At 74.7% G+C, this 15,647-nt stretch carries 18 protein-coding genes; 10 read left to right on the top strand and 8 right to left on the bottom strand.

Features of this window, described 5'->3' with window-relative positions; genetic code table 11:
• Positions 1-10: 10 nt before the first annotated feature.
• The 5 genes from LDL48_RS01355 to LDL48_RS01335 all read right to left on the bottom strand — a co-directional run bounded on the left by LDL48_RS01355 (position 11) and on the right by LDL48_RS01335 (position 4,862).
• Complete coding sequence (locus LDL48_RS01355; protein WP_225253085.1) at positions 11-1,066, bottom strand: sensor histidine kinase; 1,056 nt, start codon at positions 1,064-1,066, stop codon at positions 11-13.
• Positions 1,059-1,766, bottom strand: a complete 708-nt coding sequence (locus LDL48_RS01350; RefSeq protein ID WP_225253084.1) for a response regulator transcription factor — start codon at positions 1,764-1,766, stop codon at positions 1,059-1,061. The genes LDL48_RS01355 and LDL48_RS01350 overlap by 8 nt, the downstream gene beginning before the upstream one ends.
• A 2-nt stretch (positions 1,767-1,768) precedes the next feature.
• Positions 1,769-2,329 (bottom strand): DM13 domain-containing protein, encoded by a 561-nt coding sequence (locus LDL48_RS01345; RefSeq protein WP_225253083.1) that lies wholly within the window; start codon positions 2,327-2,329, stop codon positions 1,769-1,771.
• A gap of 74 nt (positions 2,330-2,403) precedes the next feature.
• Complete coding sequence (locus LDL48_RS01340; RefSeq protein WP_225253082.1) at positions 2,404-3,810, bottom strand: hypothetical protein; 1,407 nt, start codon at positions 3,808-3,810, stop codon at positions 2,404-2,406.
• Positions 3,807-4,862 (bottom strand): NAD-dependent epimerase/dehydratase family protein, encoded by a 1,056-nt coding sequence (locus LDL48_RS01335; protein WP_225253081.1) that lies wholly within the window; start codon positions 4,860-4,862, stop codon positions 3,807-3,809. Before LDL48_RS01335 ends, LDL48_RS01340 begins: the two co-directional genes overlap by 4 nt.
• 142 nt (positions 4,863-5,004) lie before the next feature.
• Between LDL48_RS01335 and LDL48_RS01330 the strand changes: the two genes are divergently transcribed.
• The 5 genes from LDL48_RS01330 to LDL48_RS01310 are packed head-to-tail and all read left to right on the top strand — an operon-like array spanning position 5,005 to position 8,762.
• Positions 5,005-5,664, top strand: a complete 660-nt coding sequence (locus LDL48_RS01330; RefSeq protein WP_225253080.1) for a glycosyltransferase family 2 protein — start codon at positions 5,005-5,007, stop codon at positions 5,662-5,664.
• The gene (locus LDL48_RS01325; protein ID WP_225253079.1) at positions 5,661-6,305 is read left to right on the top strand and encodes a TIGR04282 family arsenosugar biosynthesis glycosyltransferase; all 645 of its coding nucleotides are present in this window, start codon (positions 5,661-5,663) and stop codon (positions 6,303-6,305) included. Before LDL48_RS01330 ends, LDL48_RS01325 begins: the two co-directional genes overlap by 4 nt.
• Positions 6,302-6,979: a methyltransferase domain-containing protein gene (locus LDL48_RS01320; RefSeq protein ID WP_225253078.1), complete on the top strand. Its 678-nt coding sequence runs from the start codon at positions 6,302-6,304 to the stop codon at positions 6,977-6,979. The genes LDL48_RS01325 and LDL48_RS01320 overlap by 4 nt, the downstream gene beginning before the upstream one ends.
• Positions 6,952-8,298 (top strand): molybdopterin-dependent oxidoreductase, encoded by a 1,347-nt coding sequence (locus tag LDL48_RS01315; RefSeq protein ID WP_225253077.1) that lies wholly within the window; start codon positions 6,952-6,954, stop codon positions 8,296-8,298. Before LDL48_RS01320 ends, LDL48_RS01315 begins: the two co-directional genes overlap by 28 nt.
• Positions 8,295-8,762 (top strand): hypothetical protein, encoded by a 468-nt coding sequence (locus tag LDL48_RS01310; RefSeq protein WP_225253076.1) that lies wholly within the window; start codon positions 8,295-8,297, stop codon positions 8,760-8,762. The genes LDL48_RS01315 and LDL48_RS01310 overlap by 4 nt, the downstream gene beginning before the upstream one ends.
• Positions 8,763-8,797: 35 nt before the next feature.
• On the opposite strand, the gene LDL48_RS01305 is transcribed toward LDL48_RS01310, so the two are convergent.
• Positions 8,798-9,742, bottom strand: a complete 945-nt coding sequence (locus LDL48_RS01305; RefSeq protein WP_225253075.1) for an NAD-dependent epimerase/dehydratase family protein — start codon at positions 9,740-9,742, stop codon at positions 8,798-8,800.
• A gap of 68 nt (positions 9,743-9,810) precedes the next feature.
• On the opposite strand from LDL48_RS01305, the gene LDL48_RS01300 reads away from it, so the two are divergent.
• Positions 9,811-10,248 (top strand): MarR family winged helix-turn-helix transcriptional regulator, encoded by a 438-nt coding sequence (locus LDL48_RS01300; protein ID WP_225253074.1) that lies wholly within the window; start codon positions 9,811-9,813, stop codon positions 10,246-10,248.
• Between the two features lie 46 nt (positions 10,249-10,294).
• On the opposite strand, the gene LDL48_RS01295 is transcribed toward LDL48_RS01300, so the two are convergent.
• On the bottom strand, positions 10,295-11,242 hold the full coding sequence (locus LDL48_RS01295; protein WP_225253073.1) for a MerR family transcriptional regulator: 948 nt from the start codon (positions 11,240-11,242) through the stop codon (positions 10,295-10,297).
• Between the two features lie 72 nt (positions 11,243-11,314).
• Positions 11,315-12,394, bottom strand: coding sequence for an epoxide hydrolase family protein (locus tag LDL48_RS01290; RefSeq protein ID WP_225253072.1), 1,080 nt, complete (start codon positions 12,392-12,394; stop codon positions 11,315-11,317).
• 88 nt (positions 12,395-12,482) lie between these two features.
• Between LDL48_RS01290 and LDL48_RS01285 the strand changes: the two genes are divergently transcribed.
• The 4 genes from LDL48_RS01285 to LDL48_RS01270 all read left to right on the top strand — a co-directional run bounded on the left by LDL48_RS01285 (position 12,483) and on the right by LDL48_RS01270 (position 15,616).
• On the top strand, positions 12,483-13,007 hold the full coding sequence (locus LDL48_RS01285) for a CGNR zinc finger domain-containing protein (protein WP_225253071.1): 525 nt from the start codon (positions 12,483-12,485) through the stop codon (positions 13,005-13,007).
• 121 nt (positions 13,008-13,128) lie between these two features.
• On the top strand, positions 13,129-14,148 hold the full coding sequence (locus LDL48_RS01280) for a hypothetical protein (RefSeq protein ID WP_225253070.1): 1,020 nt from the start codon (positions 13,129-13,131) through the stop codon (positions 14,146-14,148).
• 63 nt (positions 14,149-14,211) lie between these two features.
• Positions 14,212-15,204, top strand: a complete 993-nt coding sequence (gene glsA / locus LDL48_RS01275; RefSeq protein WP_225253069.1) for a glutaminase A — start codon at positions 14,212-14,214, stop codon at positions 15,202-15,204.
• A 112-nt stretch (positions 15,205-15,316) separates the two neighbouring features.
• On the top strand, positions 15,317-15,616 hold the full coding sequence (locus tag LDL48_RS01270) for a hypothetical protein (RefSeq protein WP_225253068.1): 300 nt from the start codon (positions 15,317-15,319) through the stop codon (positions 15,614-15,616).
• Positions 15,617-15,647 lie beyond the last annotated feature (31 nt).

Below are 15,647 nucleotides of genomic sequence, written 5' to 3'. Positions count from 1 at the left end.
AGCGACGGGGTCACCGGTGCCGTGCCGCGACCGGTTCGCCCCGGGGGATCCGGACCTCGAACCGGCAGCCGTCGGAGGTGTTGCGTACCCCGACGTGCCCGCCGTGGGCTTCGATCAGCCCGCGGACGATGGCCAGGCCGAGGCCGCCGCCCGCGGTCGCGCCGTCCGGACCGTCGTCCTGCGGGGCCGGGGTACGGGCCCGTTCGCCGCGGAACGCCACGTCGAAGACTCTCGGCAGGTCCGGTTCCGGAATCCCGCCGCAGGTGTCGGTGACCGCCAGCCAGACCTCGTCCTGTTCGGCCCCGGCGTCCACCGTGACCGTGCCGTCGGGCGGGGTGTAACGCACGGAGTTGACCAGCAGGTTCGCCACCACGCGGCTCAGTTCCGGCTCGCCGCCGGTCACCACCGGCCAGCCGGTCTCGGACGCGAGGATGCGCACGCCGCGGCGCGCGGCGAGCGGCGCCGTGGTCGCGATGGCGTCGGACACGACGTCGCGCAGCGGTACGGCGGACAGCGCCAGCCGCAGGGCTCCCGCGTTGATCCGGGACAGCTCGAACAGGTCGTCGACGAGGTAGGCCATCCGGTCGGTCTCGACCCGGATGCGGCGGTGGTACTCGGCCATCGTCTGCCGGTCGTGCACCACGTTGTCCTCCAGCGCCTCGGCCATGGCGCGCAGTCCGGCCAGCGGGGTGCGCAGGTCGTGCGAGACCCAGGCCACGAGGTCGCGCCGGCCCGCTTCCAGCTGCCGCTCCCGCTCGCGGGCCTGCGCCGCCCACACCGAGGCGTTGGCGAGCCGGCGGCCGAAGGCCGCGCCGACGGCGAGGCTCACCGCCGCCGACGCCGCCACCGTGATCAGCACGACCTGCAAGTCGTGCGGGGAGAGGAACATGGCGTGGGCCACGGCGGCGACCCCGGCGGCGACCGAGGCCACGGTGATCGTCAGTAGCACGGCGACGTGCAGGAGGATCGACCGCTTCCGCAGCAGCCGGAGGGTGAACGCACCGGCCACGCCGACCACGGTGCCCGCGGCGAGGGCGTAGAGGCCGATTAGGAGCAGGTCAGACATGGCCGGGCGTCCGTTCGTAGCGGTAGCCGACGCCCCATGCGGTGAGGATGCGGCGGGGCGCTGCCGGATCGATCTCGATCTTCTCCCGGAGCCGCCGGACGTGGACGGTCACGGTCGACTGGTCCCCGAACTGCCAGCCCCAGACCTTGTCCAGCAGTTCGGCGCGCGACCAGGCCCGGGCGGGATGCCGCAGCAGGAACGCGAGCAGGTCGAACTCCCGGGTGGTGAGGGACAGTGCCCGCCCGCCGAGCCGGGCGATCCGGCGCCCGGTGTCGGCGGTCAGGTCCCCGTCCACCAGGAGAGCGGCCTCGGGTGCCGGTACCGCGCCGGACGCGGTGCTCCGGCGCAGCACCGAGCGGATCCGCAACACCAGTTCGCGCGGCGAGAACGGCTTGGTGACGTAGTCGTCGGCGCCGACCTCCAGTCCGACGACCCGGTCGGCCTCGTCGCCGAGCGCGGTCAGCATCACCACGGGCAGCTGCGGCAGCTGCCGGCGGAGGCGACGGCACACCTCGAGGCCGTCGATGCCGGGCATCATCAGGTCGAGAACCACCAGATCGGGCGTGTCGGCGGCCACCGAGGCGAGAGCGGCCAGGCCGTCGCCGACCAGCTCGACCCGGTAGCCCTCCTGCTCGAGGTAGCGGCGGACGACGTCGCTGACGGTCGGGTCGTCGTCGACGACGAGTACGCGGCAGTTCACGACTACGACGCTACCGAAGCCAGCGGGGCGGCCCCGAACGAGACCGAGAAGCGTTTGCACCAGACGCTGACACTGCGGTAATCCCGCACGTCGATGTCGTCCGGCACGGGATAGACCTGGTCGCCGCGATTTCCCTTCAGCCGGCCCAGTTCGACGTGCCGGCCGTCGTCGAAGACGCGCCAGGCGGCGGAGCCGGTCCGCACGTTCTGGTCGGTCAGCCAGATCCGCAGGTCGGGCCCGTCCGAGGTGTCCAGACCGACCAGCTCCAGCTGGTGGCTGCCGTCCGCGTTGCGGACCAGGCGGGCGGTACCGGTGGTCGAGTGTTCGTGGGTGACGAAGGTGCCCGCCCGGACCACCGCCGGCCCGCTCGGGGAGGCGGGCGCCGACGCCGGGCTGCTGGGCGCGCCGGTGGCCGGGGGCGATGCCGAGGACAGCTGCTCGACGACCGTGGTGGTGGTGAACAGCCGCCAGGGCTGGAACCAGTACAGGCCGACGGCGCTGCCGGCGCCGATCAGCAGGATTACCGCCCATGCCGCAGGTCTGGTGAGGAGACGCCGGATCATGGAACGAGTAAACCCGGCCCGGACGGCGAGGGTAAGGCGGCGCCTGCTTACGGACCGCTTACGGCGGCGCGCCGTCACCAGGTGGTGAGCAGGAGGTGATTGATCAGCAGGGCGGTCGCCGCCTGCACGGCGAGCCATCCGCGCCTGGTCGCGGGTGGGAGCAGGGCGGCACCGGCCATGAGCCAGACCGCGAACGGCAGCCAGATCCGCTCCACCTCCGCCTTGCTGAGCCCGGACAGGTCGGCGGCCAGGATCGCGACCAGGCCCGCCAACGGCAGCAGCACGACCGGAGCCGGTGCGGTGAGCGAGGACGGCCCGCGCAGCCGCACGGCGGGCGCGGCGCGGAGGACCACCCGCCGCAGGATGGTCGCGGCCACCGGTCCGGCGCAGGCGACGACCAGGGCGAGGTTCGCCCACATCCAGTACGCGTACGGCCGGTCGCTGGCGATGCCCTGGTAGTAGCGGTCGACGACCAGGTGGTAGCCGTCCAGCCAGCAGAATCCGGCGAGGGTGAACGCGGCGACCACGACGCCACCGGCGGCGAGCGCGGCGCTGATCGTGGACCATGGCAGCCCGCCGCCGCGTCGCGCGAGGACCAGGATCGCCAGCGCCGGCACGATGATCAGAACCAGGCCGTAGGACAGATAGAGGCTGGCGACCAGCAGCGCGCCGGCGGCCGCGCCGACCAGGATCCGGCGGCGGGTCAGGGCCACCGCGAGCAGTGCCAGCCCGCTCGCGGTCACTCCGGCGAACAGCCCGTCGGCGGACGCGCCGATCCAGACCGCGCCGGGGAACAGCACCAGGAACGGCACCGCCGCCCGGGCGGCGTCCTCGCCGCCGAGGGCCCGGATCGTCACCGGTACGGCCACCGCGAGGAGCGCGCCGACGGCGGCGCAGGCGAGCGCGGCCCAGGCGCCACCGCCGAGCCCGATCCGATCGAGGCCGACGAACAGCAGGAGCGCTCCGGGCGGGTGACCGGCGACGTGGGTGGTCCACGAGTCCGGCTGGAAGTCCAGGATCCGGCCGGTGAACCCGTCCAGCATGGCCGGGATGTCGGTGACCCCGCCGACCTCGCTGAGGTACTCGTGTCCGGTGGTGAGGCGGCCGGCGAACCCGCGCTGCCAGCCGTCCACCAGGGCGAGCGAGAGGATCCACGCCAGCGCGGTGCCGTAACCGGTGAGCATCAGCGGTCGCCAGCTCAACGTCTCGGCGAGCCGGAAACCGTGCCACCCGGCCAGCACCGCGACGGCGAGCGCCAACGGCGTGCCCGGGCCGGCGTGTGGCAGCCAGATCGCCGTGAAGGGTGCGGCGCTGGCGTGCACCGGCCGCCCGGCGAGATACGACGCGGCACCGACGACGGCGGCCAGCGCGACGAGCGCGAGAGCACCGCCGCCGGCGATCAGGTCGGCCCGGACCGGCGGCGGGGCGTCCGCCTGGCCGCCCGGCCGGGTGGTGCCGGCGGACGTTTCGCGGCCGGTCATCCGCGCAGTGCGGCGTGCGCGAACTCGGTCACGCCGGTGACCAGGTCGATCTGGGCGCGGAAGCCCAGTTCGGCGTCCGCGCGGGCCGGCGAGGCCACCACGTGCCGTACATCGCCGAGCCGGAACTCGCCGGTGACCACCGGCTCCGGGCCCGCCATGACGCGGGCCAGCGCGGCGGCCATCGCACCCACCGTCGTGGGCCGCCCCGAGGCCACGTTGTACGCACGCAGCCCGGCGACGTCGGCACGGGCGGTCGCGGCGAGCGCGGCGACGTTGGCCCGCGCCACGTCGCCGACGTGTACGAAGTCGCGGCGCTGCGCCCCGTCCTCGAAGACCCGGGGTGCCCGGCCGGCCTCGAGCGCGGACCGGAAGATCGCGGCCACGCCGCTGTAGGGGGTGTCGCGGGGCATCCCCGGCCCGTAGACGTTGTGGTACCGCAGCGCCACCACCGAGCCGCCGCACTGCCGGGCCCAGGCCGCGCCGAGGTGCTCCTGGGCGAGCTTGGTGGCGGCGTACACACTGCGCGGTTCGAGCGGGGCGTCCTCGTCCACCGTCCCGGGCGTCAGCGGGCGACCGCAGGACGGGCAGGCCGGCTCGAACCGGCCCGCGGCCAGATCGGCGACGGTGCGGGGGGCCGGACGGGTCGGGCCGTCGGCCGGGCAGGCGTAGGCGCCCTCCCCGTAGACCACCATCGAGCTGGCCAGCACCAGGCGGTGCACCCCGGCGCGGGCCATCTCGGCGAGCAGCACGGCGGTGCCGAGATCGTTGCAGCCGACGTACTCCGGCAGATCGTCGAGGTCGACACCCATGCCGACCATCGCGGCCTGGTGCACGACGGCATCGACGCCGCGCAACGCGGCGGCGACCGCGGCCCGGTCCCGCAGGTCCGCGCGCACGACCGGTACAGAGTGGACGGTGGCGGGCGGCGGGGAGCGGTGTGCGGCCGGGTGTCCGACGTCGAGGATGCTCACCTCATGCCCGGCTTCCCGCAGGGCCGAACTGACATGGGTGCCGATGAAGCCGGCGCCGCCGGTCACGAGTACATGGGTCACCGCGCCGACGCTAGGCGAGACGCGGGGTACCGGCCGCCGATCGGCGCGTCATGTCAGCGGATCGTAAGAACTGCGCACGCGTAAGGAACCCGTAATGCCCGACGACGGCCGGCGGCCGGGGCCCGCGGGCTAACTTCCGTCCGTGACCGATGTCGTTCTTCCCTGTCTCAACGAGGCTCCCGCGCTGGTCTGGCTGCTGGAGCGGATGCCCGCCGGATACCGGCCGATCGTCGTGGACAACGGCTCCACCGACGGGTCGGCCGCGGTGGCCCGCCGCTTCGGTGCCCGGGTCGTGACCGTGCTGCAGCCCGGATACGGCGCCGCCGTGCACGCCGGCGTCGTCGCCGCCGACCCGGCCGACGGACTGGTCTGCGTGATGGACGCCGACGGCTCCTTCGACCCCGGCGAGTTGCCGCTGGTCGCCGATCCGGTCCGGGGCGGTGCGGCCCGGCTGGCGGTCGGCCGGCGCCGGCCGGTCGGCCGGGGCGTGTGGCCGCCGCACGCCCGGCTCGGCAACGCCGTGCTCGCCCACCGGCTGCGCCGTACCACCGGCCTGCGGGTGCACGACATCGGGCCGATGCGCGCCGCGCGCCGCGACGATCTGCTCGCACTGGGCCTGCGGGACCGCCGGTTCGGCTATCCCCTGGAACTGCTGATCGCCGCGGCCCGGGCCGGTTGGCAGGTGACCGAGGTCGACGTGGCCTACCACCGCCGGACCGCGGGCACCACGTCGAAGGTCACCGGCACGGTACGGGGCACCGTCCGGGCGATCCGCGACATGAGCGCGGTGCTGGCCCGATGAGCGTCCAGATGCTGGTGCTGGCCAAGACGCCGGTGCCGGGCCGGGTCAAGACCAGGCTCTGCCCACCGCTCACCCTCGCGCAGGCCGCCCGGGTGGCCGCGGCCGCGCTCGCCGACACCCTGGCCGTGGTCACCGCCGCGCCGGCCGTGCGGCGCTGCCTCGTCGTCGACGGCGACCATCCGGCGCCGTCCGGCTGGCACCGGACGGCCCAGCGGGGAGCGACGCTCGGCGACCGTCTCGCCCACGCCTACGCCGACACCCGGATGGACGGCACCGGAAGTCTGCTGATCGGCATGGACACCCCGCAGGCCGGCACCGGGCTGCTCGCGGCGGCCGTCCAGCGGCTCGGCGGGGACGGCACCGACGCGGTGCTCGGGTTCGCCGAGGACGGCGGCTGGTGGGCGCTGGGGCTCCGGGATCCGTCCCACGCGCGGGCGCTGGCGGACGTGCCGACGTCCACCCCGGACACCGGCCGGCTGACCCTGGCCGCCCTGCGGGCCCGCGGGCTCCGGGTGGCGGCGCTGCCGACACTGCGCGACGTGGACACCTACCCGGACGCCCGGGCCGTCGCGGCGCTCTGCCCCGCGGGCGGCCGGTTCGCGGCCACGGTGTCCGCGCTCGCCCACCCGGTGACGGCATGACCACCGCCACCACGGCCCCGGCCGCCCCGCCCGCCGCGCTGGCCGTCTTCGACGCGGCGATGCGCCAAGCCGATGCGGGACGGCCCGGCACGTTGACGATCACCGACGATCGCGGTGCCGACCACCGGATCGACGCCGCCGCCTGGTGCCGCACCCACCTGCCGGGCGACCGCGGCCTGCTCGCTCGTTGCGCCGGACCGACCCTGGACATCGGCTGCGGGCCGGGCCGGCTGACCCACGCGCTGAACCGGCTCGGGCATCCCGCGCTCGGCATCGACGTGAGCGCGGCGGCGGTGCGCCTGGCCCGGGCGCGCGGCGCCACCGCGCTGTGCCGCGACGTCTTCGGACCGCTGCCGGGACAGGGCCGGTGGCGGCACCTGCTCCTCGCCGACGGCAACATCGGCATCGGCGGTGACCCCGCGACGCTTCTGCGCCGCTGCCGCGAACTGCTCTCCCGGGACGGCCGGTTGCACGTCGAACTGGCCCCGCCGGGAACCCGCAGCTGGTCCGGCCACGCGAGAATCCGTCACGGGACCGGCACCCCGAGCGTGCCGTTCCGCTGGGCGCGACTGGCGGCCGGCGATCTGCCCGGGGTCGCCGACGCGAGCACGCTGCGGATCCGGGCCACCTGGACGGAGGCGAGCCGATGGTTCGCGACCTTGAGCCAGGACTGAGCCCCGGCCCCGCGGCCCGGCCGGGCGGCCGGTCGCGCTCGTCCGCCGCGCGCCTGGCCGGCCCGGCCCGGACCGCCCTCCGGTGGCTCCGGGCGCCGCTTCCGCCGCCACCCGACTCGCTGCGGCGCGGACCGCTGCGGCCCGACGCCTTCCCCTCGGCACTGCGCTCACCACGGCTGACCAGCCTGCTCGGGATCGCCCTGGCGGTCGCGTTCACCGTCTGTTTCGGCACCGGGCTGATCAGCCACCTCATCCAGCACCCGCCCGCCTGGTTCTGGTGGCCGTCCCGACCGGTCGGCCTCTACCGCGTCACCCAGGGCCTGCACGTGGCCACCGGGCTCGCCACCGTCCCGCTGCTCGGCGCGAAACTCTGGTCGGTCTATCCCCGCCTGTTCGGCTGGCCGCCCGCCCGCGACCTGGCCCACGCGGCCGAGCGGGCCAGCATCGCGGTGCTGGTCGCCGCCGCACTGTTCCAACTGGTCAGCGGCGTCCTCAACATCGCACGCTGGTACGAGCCGATGCCGTTCTTCTTCACCGCGGGACACTACTGGTCGGCGTGGCTCGCGGTCGGCGCGCTCATCGCCCACATCGGCGTGAAACTCCCGACCGTCCGCCAGGCTCTCGCCCGCCAGCCCGACGGGCCCGCGCTCGACGGGCCGGCGCTCGACCGGTCCGCGCTCGACCGGTCCGCGCTCGACCGGCCCGCCGCGGGCGAGCTGACCCGGCGTGGTCTGCTCGGCACCGTCGGCGTCGCGGCCGGCGTCATCACCCTCGCCACGGCCGGGCAGACCGTCGCCCCGCTGGCACCCGTCTCCGTCCTCGCGCCGCGCCGTCCCCAGACCGGGCCGCAGCGCCTGCCGGTGAACCGGACGGCGGCCGGCGCCGGTGTGCGCGACGCCGCCTTCGACCCGCGGTACCGGCTGACCGTCGCCGGCCCGGTCCGGACCGTGCACCTCGGCCTGCCCGAGCTGGCCGCGCTGCCCCAGCACACGGTCGTCCTGCCGATCAGCTGTGTCGAGGGCTGGAGTGCCACCGGGACCTGGACCGGCGTCCGGCTGCGTGACCTGCTCGGCCTGGTCGGCGTCGACCCCGCCGACGCCGAGGCGTACGTCGAGTCCCTCGAGGTCCGCGGACGGTACCGGGCGACGACCGTGCCGCCCCCGCACAGCCGCGATCCGTTCACCCTGATCGCGCTGCGGCTCGGCGGCGAGATCCTGCACCCCGACCACGGGTACCCGGCCCGGCTCATCGCCCCGAACCGTCCCGGTGTGCTGCAGACCAAGTGGGTCGCCAGAATCACCGCCCGGAGGCCGGAGTGAAGACCGCGCGGCGTGCGCTGGTCGTCTCCGGCGTGCTCATCATGGGGTACGCGGTTGGCGGCGCCCTCACCGATACGGCCGTCCGGGCCGGCGTGCTGGTCTTCCTGGTCGCCGTCCTGATCGCCCACGACGTGCTGCTGCTGCCGCTGGCCATCGCCGCCGGTGCGCTGATCAGCCGGATCGTCCCGCCCGGGCTCCGTTCGCCGGTACGGGTGGCGGCGGTGATCAGCCTGGCCGTCACCGTGGTGGCGGTCCCGCTGGTGCTGGGCCGGGGCCGGGTGCCGGACAACCCGTCCCTGCTGCCCCTGGACTACGGCCGCGGCCTGCTCGTGGTCTACGCGCTGATCGGGACGACGACCGCGGTGGCCGTCGTGGTACGGCGCCGGCGCCGCCGCCCGCACGGTGACCGTGATGATCCCGGCTCCGGTTCCGCCTCCCGCTCCGGCTCGGTGGACCCCCGGTAGGGGCCCGAGCGGGTTTCCCGTCGGCGCGGCGCGGGCTACCGCTCGTTCCCGGCGCGGAACCAGGCGATGTAGTCGGCGACACCGGCGGCGATGTCGTACCGGGGCTCGAATCCGGTGTCCGCGCGCAGGCGGCCGATGTCGAGCCAGGTCCGCGGGCGCTCCCCGGCCGCCGGCAGCGCGAACCGGAAACCCGGCTCGACGGCCCGGATCGCGGCGATGACCTCGGCGTTGCTGGTGGCCCGGCCGGACGCCACGTTGTAGGTCGAGTGCTGCAGGCCGTCGGCGAGCTGCAGAAGGGCGAGCGCGCGACCGGCGTCCCTGGCGTAGAGGAGGTCGAGGGCGTCCTCGGCGCTCGGCGGCGTCCGGAAGCCGGACAGATCGGGTTCGCGGTGGCGCGCCGCGGCGTGCACGAGTGTCGACGTGACGAAGAACGGGTCGGGCAGGTGCCCGCCGGGTCCCCAGATGCCGGCGATCCGCGCGTTGACGATCTCCACGGAGGTCTCCGCCGACAGGTGACCGGCGAGCAGTTCGAAGATCTTCTTGAACGTCGGGATGGCGTGGGTGTGGTCCAGGGAGAGTGGCATGGACTCGGTGAGTGCGCCGGTGTTGTCGAAGCCGTAGACGCCGATGGTGCTCGCGGTCACGATGCGGCGCACGCCCCAGGCCCGCCCGGCGCGCACGACGTTCAGGAACTGCTCCAGCGTCCGCGCGGAGGCGTCGATCGGGTCGGTGCCGGTGTCCGGGCCCGGCAGGGTGACGGCCAGGTGGACGATTCCGGTGATCGGGTACTGCTTGCCGACGGCGAGCAGCGCGTCGAGGTCGGCGAGGTCGGCCCGCACGGCGTGCACGGGCAGGCCGGCGAGGTGCGCGGGGACCTCGGGGGAGCGGCGCTGCACCAGGACGCACTCCTGGCCGGACTCGGCGAGCGCGCGGGTGGTGTGGGAGCCGATGAAGCCGGCTCCTCCGGTAACAAGGATCATGACTCAACTCCTGCGGTTGCTCTGATCGTCAGTACTACTGACGATCAGGCTACGCATAGTATGGGGCGATGTCCACCGGGAACAGCGACGCTGCCGATCCGCACGACGTGCTGGGTTATCTCCTCAAGCACGCACACCTGCAGCTCACCGCGCGGACCGACGAGGCGCTGAAGCCGCTCGGAATCGACAGCAAGGATTTCGGGGCGCTCCGGGTCCTGGCCCACCGCAAGCCCGCCTCGCAACTGCAGGTGGCGCAACGGCTCGGCATCGACCGCACCACGATGGTCGCGATCCTGGACGTCCTGGAACGCCAGGGCCTCGTCGCCCGGCGACCGGATCCGGAGGACCGGCGCCGCAACATCGTCGAACTCACCGATCAGGGCGTGCGGACCTGTGCTGCCGCGGAGGCGGCGTACCGGGAGACCGAGAGCGCGTTCCTCGCGGTGCTCGGCCCGCGTGCGGCGGATCAGTTCCGCCGCACGCTCCGGGCGCTGCTGGAACGCTGAACGGCGGGATGGGCTGCCGGGCCCGCGCCGAACGGCGGAGGGGCCGTCAGGGCAGAGCGGCGACGGCCGCGTGGAGCCAGGCGGAGGCCGGCGCGCCGGATACCGGTTGCGGTGCGCCGTTGACCGTTGCGGTCAGCGCGTGGTACCGGCCGAGCAGTTCGACCTGCCGGGCCACCTGCGGCCCCGGATCGGCGTCGGCGAGCCGGCGCCGGACGTCGGCGATATTCCGGTCGCCGGCCCGCGCCGCCATGCACGCCACCCACCGGCCGGCCAGCTCCCGGGCGCGGGGCGAGTCGACCGGGAGTCCGGCCTCGGCGGCCGCCCGGGCTTCGGCGAGGATCGCGACCTGGTGCGCGACGTCGTCATCCGCCGGCGTGCCCTCCGGCCCGGACCCGGCCGCGGCGAAGGTTTCCGCGAAGAACCGGCGGACCGCCTCGCGGAACGCGACGTCGTGCGCCAGGTCGGCCAGTTCGATCCAGGCCTCGAGCTGCTCAACGGTCGGCTCCGGCGGCAGCTGCGGCCACCACGGGCGGAGGTACTCCACGAAGAAGCCCTGCACCTCGAGGCCGGCGGTGACGTCGGTCCAGAACTCCTCGATGAGCCGGGCCCGGTCGTCGTCGGACATCGACGCCAGCTTGTGCAGGAGGCTCACCTGCGCGGTCGTACCCTGGTGCCGGACGATGGTGCGCAGCACGGCCCGCCGGGCCTGGAAGCGGCCGAGCTGGCGTTCGACGAGTGCCAGGTGGGCGGACGCGAGATCCGGCAGCGTGATCTTGTCGGCCAGCAGCTGCCGGATGTCGTCGAGACCGGCGCCGAGCTCGCGCAGGGTACGGACGAGTTCCAGGCGCGCGACGGCACGGATGTCGTAACGCCGGTAACCGGCGGCGGTGTGCTCGGCGGGCGTGACGATCCCTGTGTCGGAGTAGAACCGGATCGCACTGACGCTCAGGCCGGTACGCCGGGCCACCTCCCCGATCGAATACAAATCCTCCATGGCAGGCACTATCGCGTCTCAAGCGACTGGAGAGTCAAGTGCGTTCCCGGGCTGACCGCCGCGGCGTCCGCGTCAGGCGGCGGGCAGTCGTGCGGCGTCGTGGACGCCGGCCGCGTACCGGGCCGGTTGTTCCCAGGCGGCGAAGTGGCCGCCCGCACGTTCCTCGCGCCAGATGCGAACGTCGAAGAAGCGTTCGGCGAACTCCCGCGGCGCGTTCACCAGGTCGTGGGGGTAGATGGTGAACACCGCGGGCGGCGTGCGGCGGGCGGACCCGGTGCTGGCCGTGGCGTACGGCGTGAAGGACGTGCCGATGGTCCCGGTGACCCAGTACGCCGTCACCCAGGTCAGTATCTCGTCGCGGGTGAAGACGGACTCCACGTCGCCGTCGCAGTCGGTCCAGCCGCGCAGCTTCTCCACCAGCCACGCCGCCAGTCCGGCGGGGGAGTCGCCGAGGGCGGCGGCCAGGGTGTGCGGCTTGGTGGACTGCTCGTGCATGTAGCCGCCCTCGCGGGCCTGCCAGTCCTGGCCGCGCCGGACGTAGGCGCGCTCGGCCTCGGACAGGTCGCCGGGCAGTCCGAACCGGAAATGGTGCTGGGAGACGTCGGTGAGGTGCAGGGCCGCGACCCGGGCGGGATGGCGGGCGGCGAGCGCCTCGGCGACGTCGCAGCCCACGTCGCCGGCCGAGACCACGTACCGGTCGTGGCCCAGTGCGGCCATCGTCTCGGCGACGGCGACGGCCATCTCGTCGGCCGACATGCCGTACCCGGGGACCGGTGTGGCGAACGGGAAGCCGGGCAGGCAGGGCGCGACCACGTGGAACTCGGTGAGCAGCGGCAGGAGGCGCTCGAAGCGCAGCACCGAGTCCGGCCAGCCGTGCAGCAGGACCACCGCCTGGGCGCCGGCGCTCGGGGACCGCTGGTGGATCGCCCGGGTGGCGGTCGATGTCCAGGGCAGCCGCCGGATGCGGTCCTCGTGGACGCGCCAGTCGTACGAGTCCGCCCAGTAGGCCACCAGGTCCGCGAGGTATTCCGGGTCGACGCCGCGCCGCCATCCCCAGCCGCCGGGCAGGGGCACCGGCCGGAACGCGCGCAGCCGCGCCCGCAGGTCGTCGACGACGTCCTGGGCGACCGGCTCGGGTGCGTGGTGGTTCATCGGAGTCCTCCCTCGGGTTGTCGACACCGCCTAACCGTATTACCGGTGTCGGGAGCTCGCAACACCAGCTATGCGATATGGTGGTGTCGTGGCGACGTTGTCCCTGATCGCGGAGTTTCTCAACACGGTCGACCACCGGACGTTCAGCCGGCACGGGGAGACCCACGTCGCCGCCGACCACCTCACCTCGCCCCGGGCCCTGGCGGACTGGCTGGCGGACCACGACCTGCCCGTCCCGAGGGCCGGACTGCGGCCGGCCGACGTGACCGCCACCGTCGCCCTGCGCACGGCGTTGCGGCAGGTCCTGACGGGCGAATCCGACGGCCCGGCGGCCCTGGCGGGCTACCGGCTGGGTCTCGCCCCGGCGCCCTCCGGCGGCCTGCGGATCGCCGCCCGCTCCGGCCGGCCGTGGCTGGACGCCATCGTCGAGACGGTGGCGCACAGTGCCGCCCGGGGCGACTGGGGGCGGGTCAAGTTGTGCGCGGCGCCGGACTGCCGCTGGGCGTTCCACGACACCTCCCGCAGCGGCCGCGGCCGGTGGTGTGCCATGGAGATCTGCGGTAACCGTCACAAGACCCGTACCTACCGGGAGCGCCACCACCAGGCCGGCTGACCGGCCGGCGGGCGCGTCGCCGGTGGTCGTCCGCGGGCAGAATCATCAGCGCGGAATGATCCGGCCGTTTCGGCGCCGGGGCTAGCGTCGCCGCTACCACTCCGGCGACTGGGAGCCCCGCATGGCGTCCACGCATGATCATCGACGGACCGGTACCCGGACCGTCCTCGCAGCGTTGCTTCTCGGCACGGTCCTCGCCACGGCGGCCTGCGGCGCCGGCGGCGAGGATCCGCCGGCCCGGCCGTCGGGCGGTGCATCGACACGGGCCACCGACCGGACCACCGCCGACGAACCGGACCCCACCCGGACGCGCGACGCGGAGCGGACCGCCGCACCGACCGAGACCACGGTCCGGCCGCCGACCTCGCCCGCGGCCGAGGAGCCGGCGCCGACGCGGACCACGCGGACCGCCGCACCGGCCGAGACCACGGACCGCCCGCCGACCTCCCGCGCGACCGAGGAGCCGGAGCCGGACCAGACGACCCGGACCACGGTGCCGGCCGCGGCCACCGCCCGGCCGCCGGCCCCGACCGTCGCCGCGGAGCCGGAACCCGTTCCGACCACCCGTACCACCACGCCGGCCGCGACCACCACCCCGGCGCCGGCCGGGTCCGTGTCCGCCGCCGTGGCGGTCGCCGGAACGTCCGGCCCGAGCCTGCTCGCCTGTACGGCACTGCTCCTGCTCGTCGGCGCGCTGGTCGTCGGCGGGGTACTGCTCAGCCGGTCGCAGCAGCGATCGGCGTGGGACACCGAGGCCCGGGCGCTGGAGTCGGAGACCCGCACCGTCACCGCGGTGCGTCTGCCACCGGTGCTCAGCACCAGCGCCGCCGCCCGCCGGGGGCTGGCGTGGCCGCCGGTGCGCGCCGACCTCACCGACGTGCAGGGCCGGTGGAACTCGCTCACCGAGCGCGCCTCCGGAGACGCCCGGCGGAACTGGTCGCTGCAGCTGAGCGGCCGGCTCGCGGAACTGATCGCGGCCGTGGACGCGGAGAGCGAGGAGATGGCGGCCGGACGAAACTGGATGCTGCTCCGCCCCCGGGTCAATCGGGCGGAGCACGCGCTCGCCGCGGTACTCGCCGGCCGGCCGGAGCCGGAGCCGCCCGCGGCCGGGGACCCGGGCACGCCGGCGTTCCAGCCCTGACCGGCGGCACCGTCCGCGGACGACCGCGGCCCCGGTGCGCCGGGCCGGCCTGTGGAGGGCACCATGGACCTGTTCGACTCCGACGCCGCCCCGTACGTCTCGACCGGTGAACTTCCCTCCCCGGAACAGGTGCGGCGACTGCTCGACGAGGCGTACGAGCGCTACCGCGGGGAGACGACGGGAGAGCGGTCGCAGGTCTACCCCGCCCTGGCCGGTGTGCCGGCCCACCTGTTCGGCCTCTGTGCCGCCGGAACCCGCGGCGGCCGGCACGCGGTCGGTGACGCCGGGTTCGAGTTCACCATCATGAGCGTGGCGAAGCCGTTCGTGTTCGCGCTGCTCTGCGACACGCTCGGCCCGCAGGAGGTGCGGCGGCGGCTGGGGGTCAACGCCACCGGGCTTCCGTTCAACTCGCTGGCGGCGGTGGAACAGGGCCGGGACGGGCGTACCAACCCGATGGTGAACCCCGGCGCGATCGCCACCGCCAGCCTGGCCCCGGGCGACACCGCGGAGGCCCGGTGGCGCTTCCTTCACGACGGACTGTCGCGGTTCGCCGGGCGCGCGCTGGCGCTCGACGACGAGGTCCACCGGTCGGCCTCGGCGACCAACCACCGCAATCGGGCGCTCGCCGACCTGCTGCGGGCCTTCCGGCTTCTCGGCTGCGACCCGGTCGACGCCGTCGACCTGTACACCCGGCAGAGCTGCCTGCGGGTCACCGCGATCGACCTCGCGGTGATGGGCGCGACCCTGGCCAACGGCGGAGTCAATCCGTGGACGAAGGAACGGGTGGTGCGTGCGCCGGTCTGCCAGTTCACGCTCGCGGTGATGGCGACGGCCGGCCTGTACGAGACCACCGGCGACTGGCTGTACGACGTCGGAGTGCCCGGCAAGAGCGGCATCGGTGGCGGCATCATCGTCGTGTCACCCGGCAAGGGTGCTCTGGCCACCTTCGCCCCACCGCTCGACGGGTACGGGAACAGCGTGCGGGGCCAGTTGGCGGCCAGGTTCCTGTCCCGCCGGATGGGCCTGACACTGTTCGCCTCGGAGCCGGCGACCTGACCGGCGGCGCCGGGGTCCCGGAAGTCGCTCCACCGGGATGACGCCGGGCCGCGCGGTGCCTGCCAGGGTGGGCACAGCGCAACTCGACGCGGTCCAGAGTGGAGGCTCGACGATGGTACGAAAACTGCCACAGTCCGCACGGTCGGTCCGCCGGCTCCTGGTCGCGGCGGCGGTGCTGGAGGCGACCGCCGGCGCTCTCGGGATCGCCGGGCTGGCCCTGTGCACCGTCGCGGTCGCGTCCCTGACCCGGAATCGTGTGGCGCGGATGGAGATCCCGCCGTCGGAGCTGGCGCGGCGGCAGTGGTTGCGGGCCAGGGCGGCCGGGTCCGCCGGGATGGGTGCCTGGCGCGGCGCGCCGGTCGGTCCGCGCGCCGACGGCACGCGACGGGAGCGCGCGACGTCGCCGCTGTGACCCCATGGCCGGCATGTCCGGCACGTCCACC

The sequence above is a fragment of the Jidongwangia harbinensis genome (assembly GCF_020216025.1).
Taxonomy (GTDB): Bacteria; Actinomycetota; Actinomycetes; order Mycobacteriales; family Micromonosporaceae; genus Actinoplanes; species Actinoplanes harbinensis.
The sequence above is the reverse complement of the archived record's forward strand: the minus strand, read 5'-3'. Positions and strand labels throughout refer to the sequence as shown.

Excerpts from the sequence above, each read along its gene's own strand:
- LDL48_RS01340 (WP_225253082.1), bottom strand. The coding sequence starts at position 3,810 with ATGACCGGCCGCGAAACGTCCGCCGGCACCACCCGGCCGGGCGGCCAG.
- LDL48_RS01300 (WP_225253074.1), top strand. The coding sequence starts at position 9,811 with ATGTCCACCGGGAACAGCGACGCTGCCGATCCGCACGACGTGCTGGGT.
- LDL48_RS01315 (WP_225253077.1), top strand. The coding sequence starts at position 6,952 with ATGGTTCGCGACCTTGAGCCAGGACTGAGCCCCGGCCCCGCGGCCCGG.
- LDL48_RS01290 (WP_225253072.1), bottom strand. The coding sequence starts at position 12,394 with ATGAACCACCACGCACCCGAGCCGGTCGCCCAGGACGTCGTCGACGAC.
- LDL48_RS01355 (WP_225253085.1), bottom strand. The coding sequence starts at position 1,066 with ATGTCTGACCTGCTCCTAATCGGCCTCTACGCCCTCGCCGCGGGCACC.
- LDL48_RS01295 (WP_225253073.1), bottom strand. The coding sequence starts at position 11,242 with ATGGAGGATTTGTATTCGATCGGGGAGGTGGCCCGGCGTACCGGCCTG.
- LDL48_RS01280 (WP_225253070.1), top strand. The coding sequence starts at position 13,129 with ATGGCGTCCACGCATGATCATCGACGGACCGGTACCCGGACCGTCCTC.
- LDL48_RS01325 (WP_225253079.1), top strand. The coding sequence starts at position 5,661 with ATGAGCGTCCAGATGCTGGTGCTGGCCAAGACGCCGGTGCCGGGCCGG.
- LDL48_RS01270 (WP_225253068.1), top strand. The coding sequence starts at position 15,317 with ATGGTACGAAAACTGCCACAGTCCGCACGGTCGGTCCGCCGGCTCCTG.
- LDL48_RS01305 (WP_225253075.1), bottom strand. The coding sequence starts at position 9,742 with ATGATCCTTGTTACCGGAGGAGCCGGCTTCATCGGCTCCCACACCACC.
- LDL48_RS01345 (WP_225253083.1), bottom strand. The coding sequence starts at position 2,329 with ATGATCCGGCGTCTCCTCACCAGACCTGCGGCATGGGCGGTAATCCTG.
- LDL48_RS01320 (WP_225253078.1), top strand. The coding sequence starts at position 6,302 with ATGACCACCGCCACCACGGCCCCGGCCGCCCCGCCCGCCGCGCTGGCC.
- glsA (WP_225253069.1), top strand. The coding sequence starts at position 14,212 with ATGGACCTGTTCGACTCCGACGCCGCCCCGTACGTCTCGACCGGTGAA.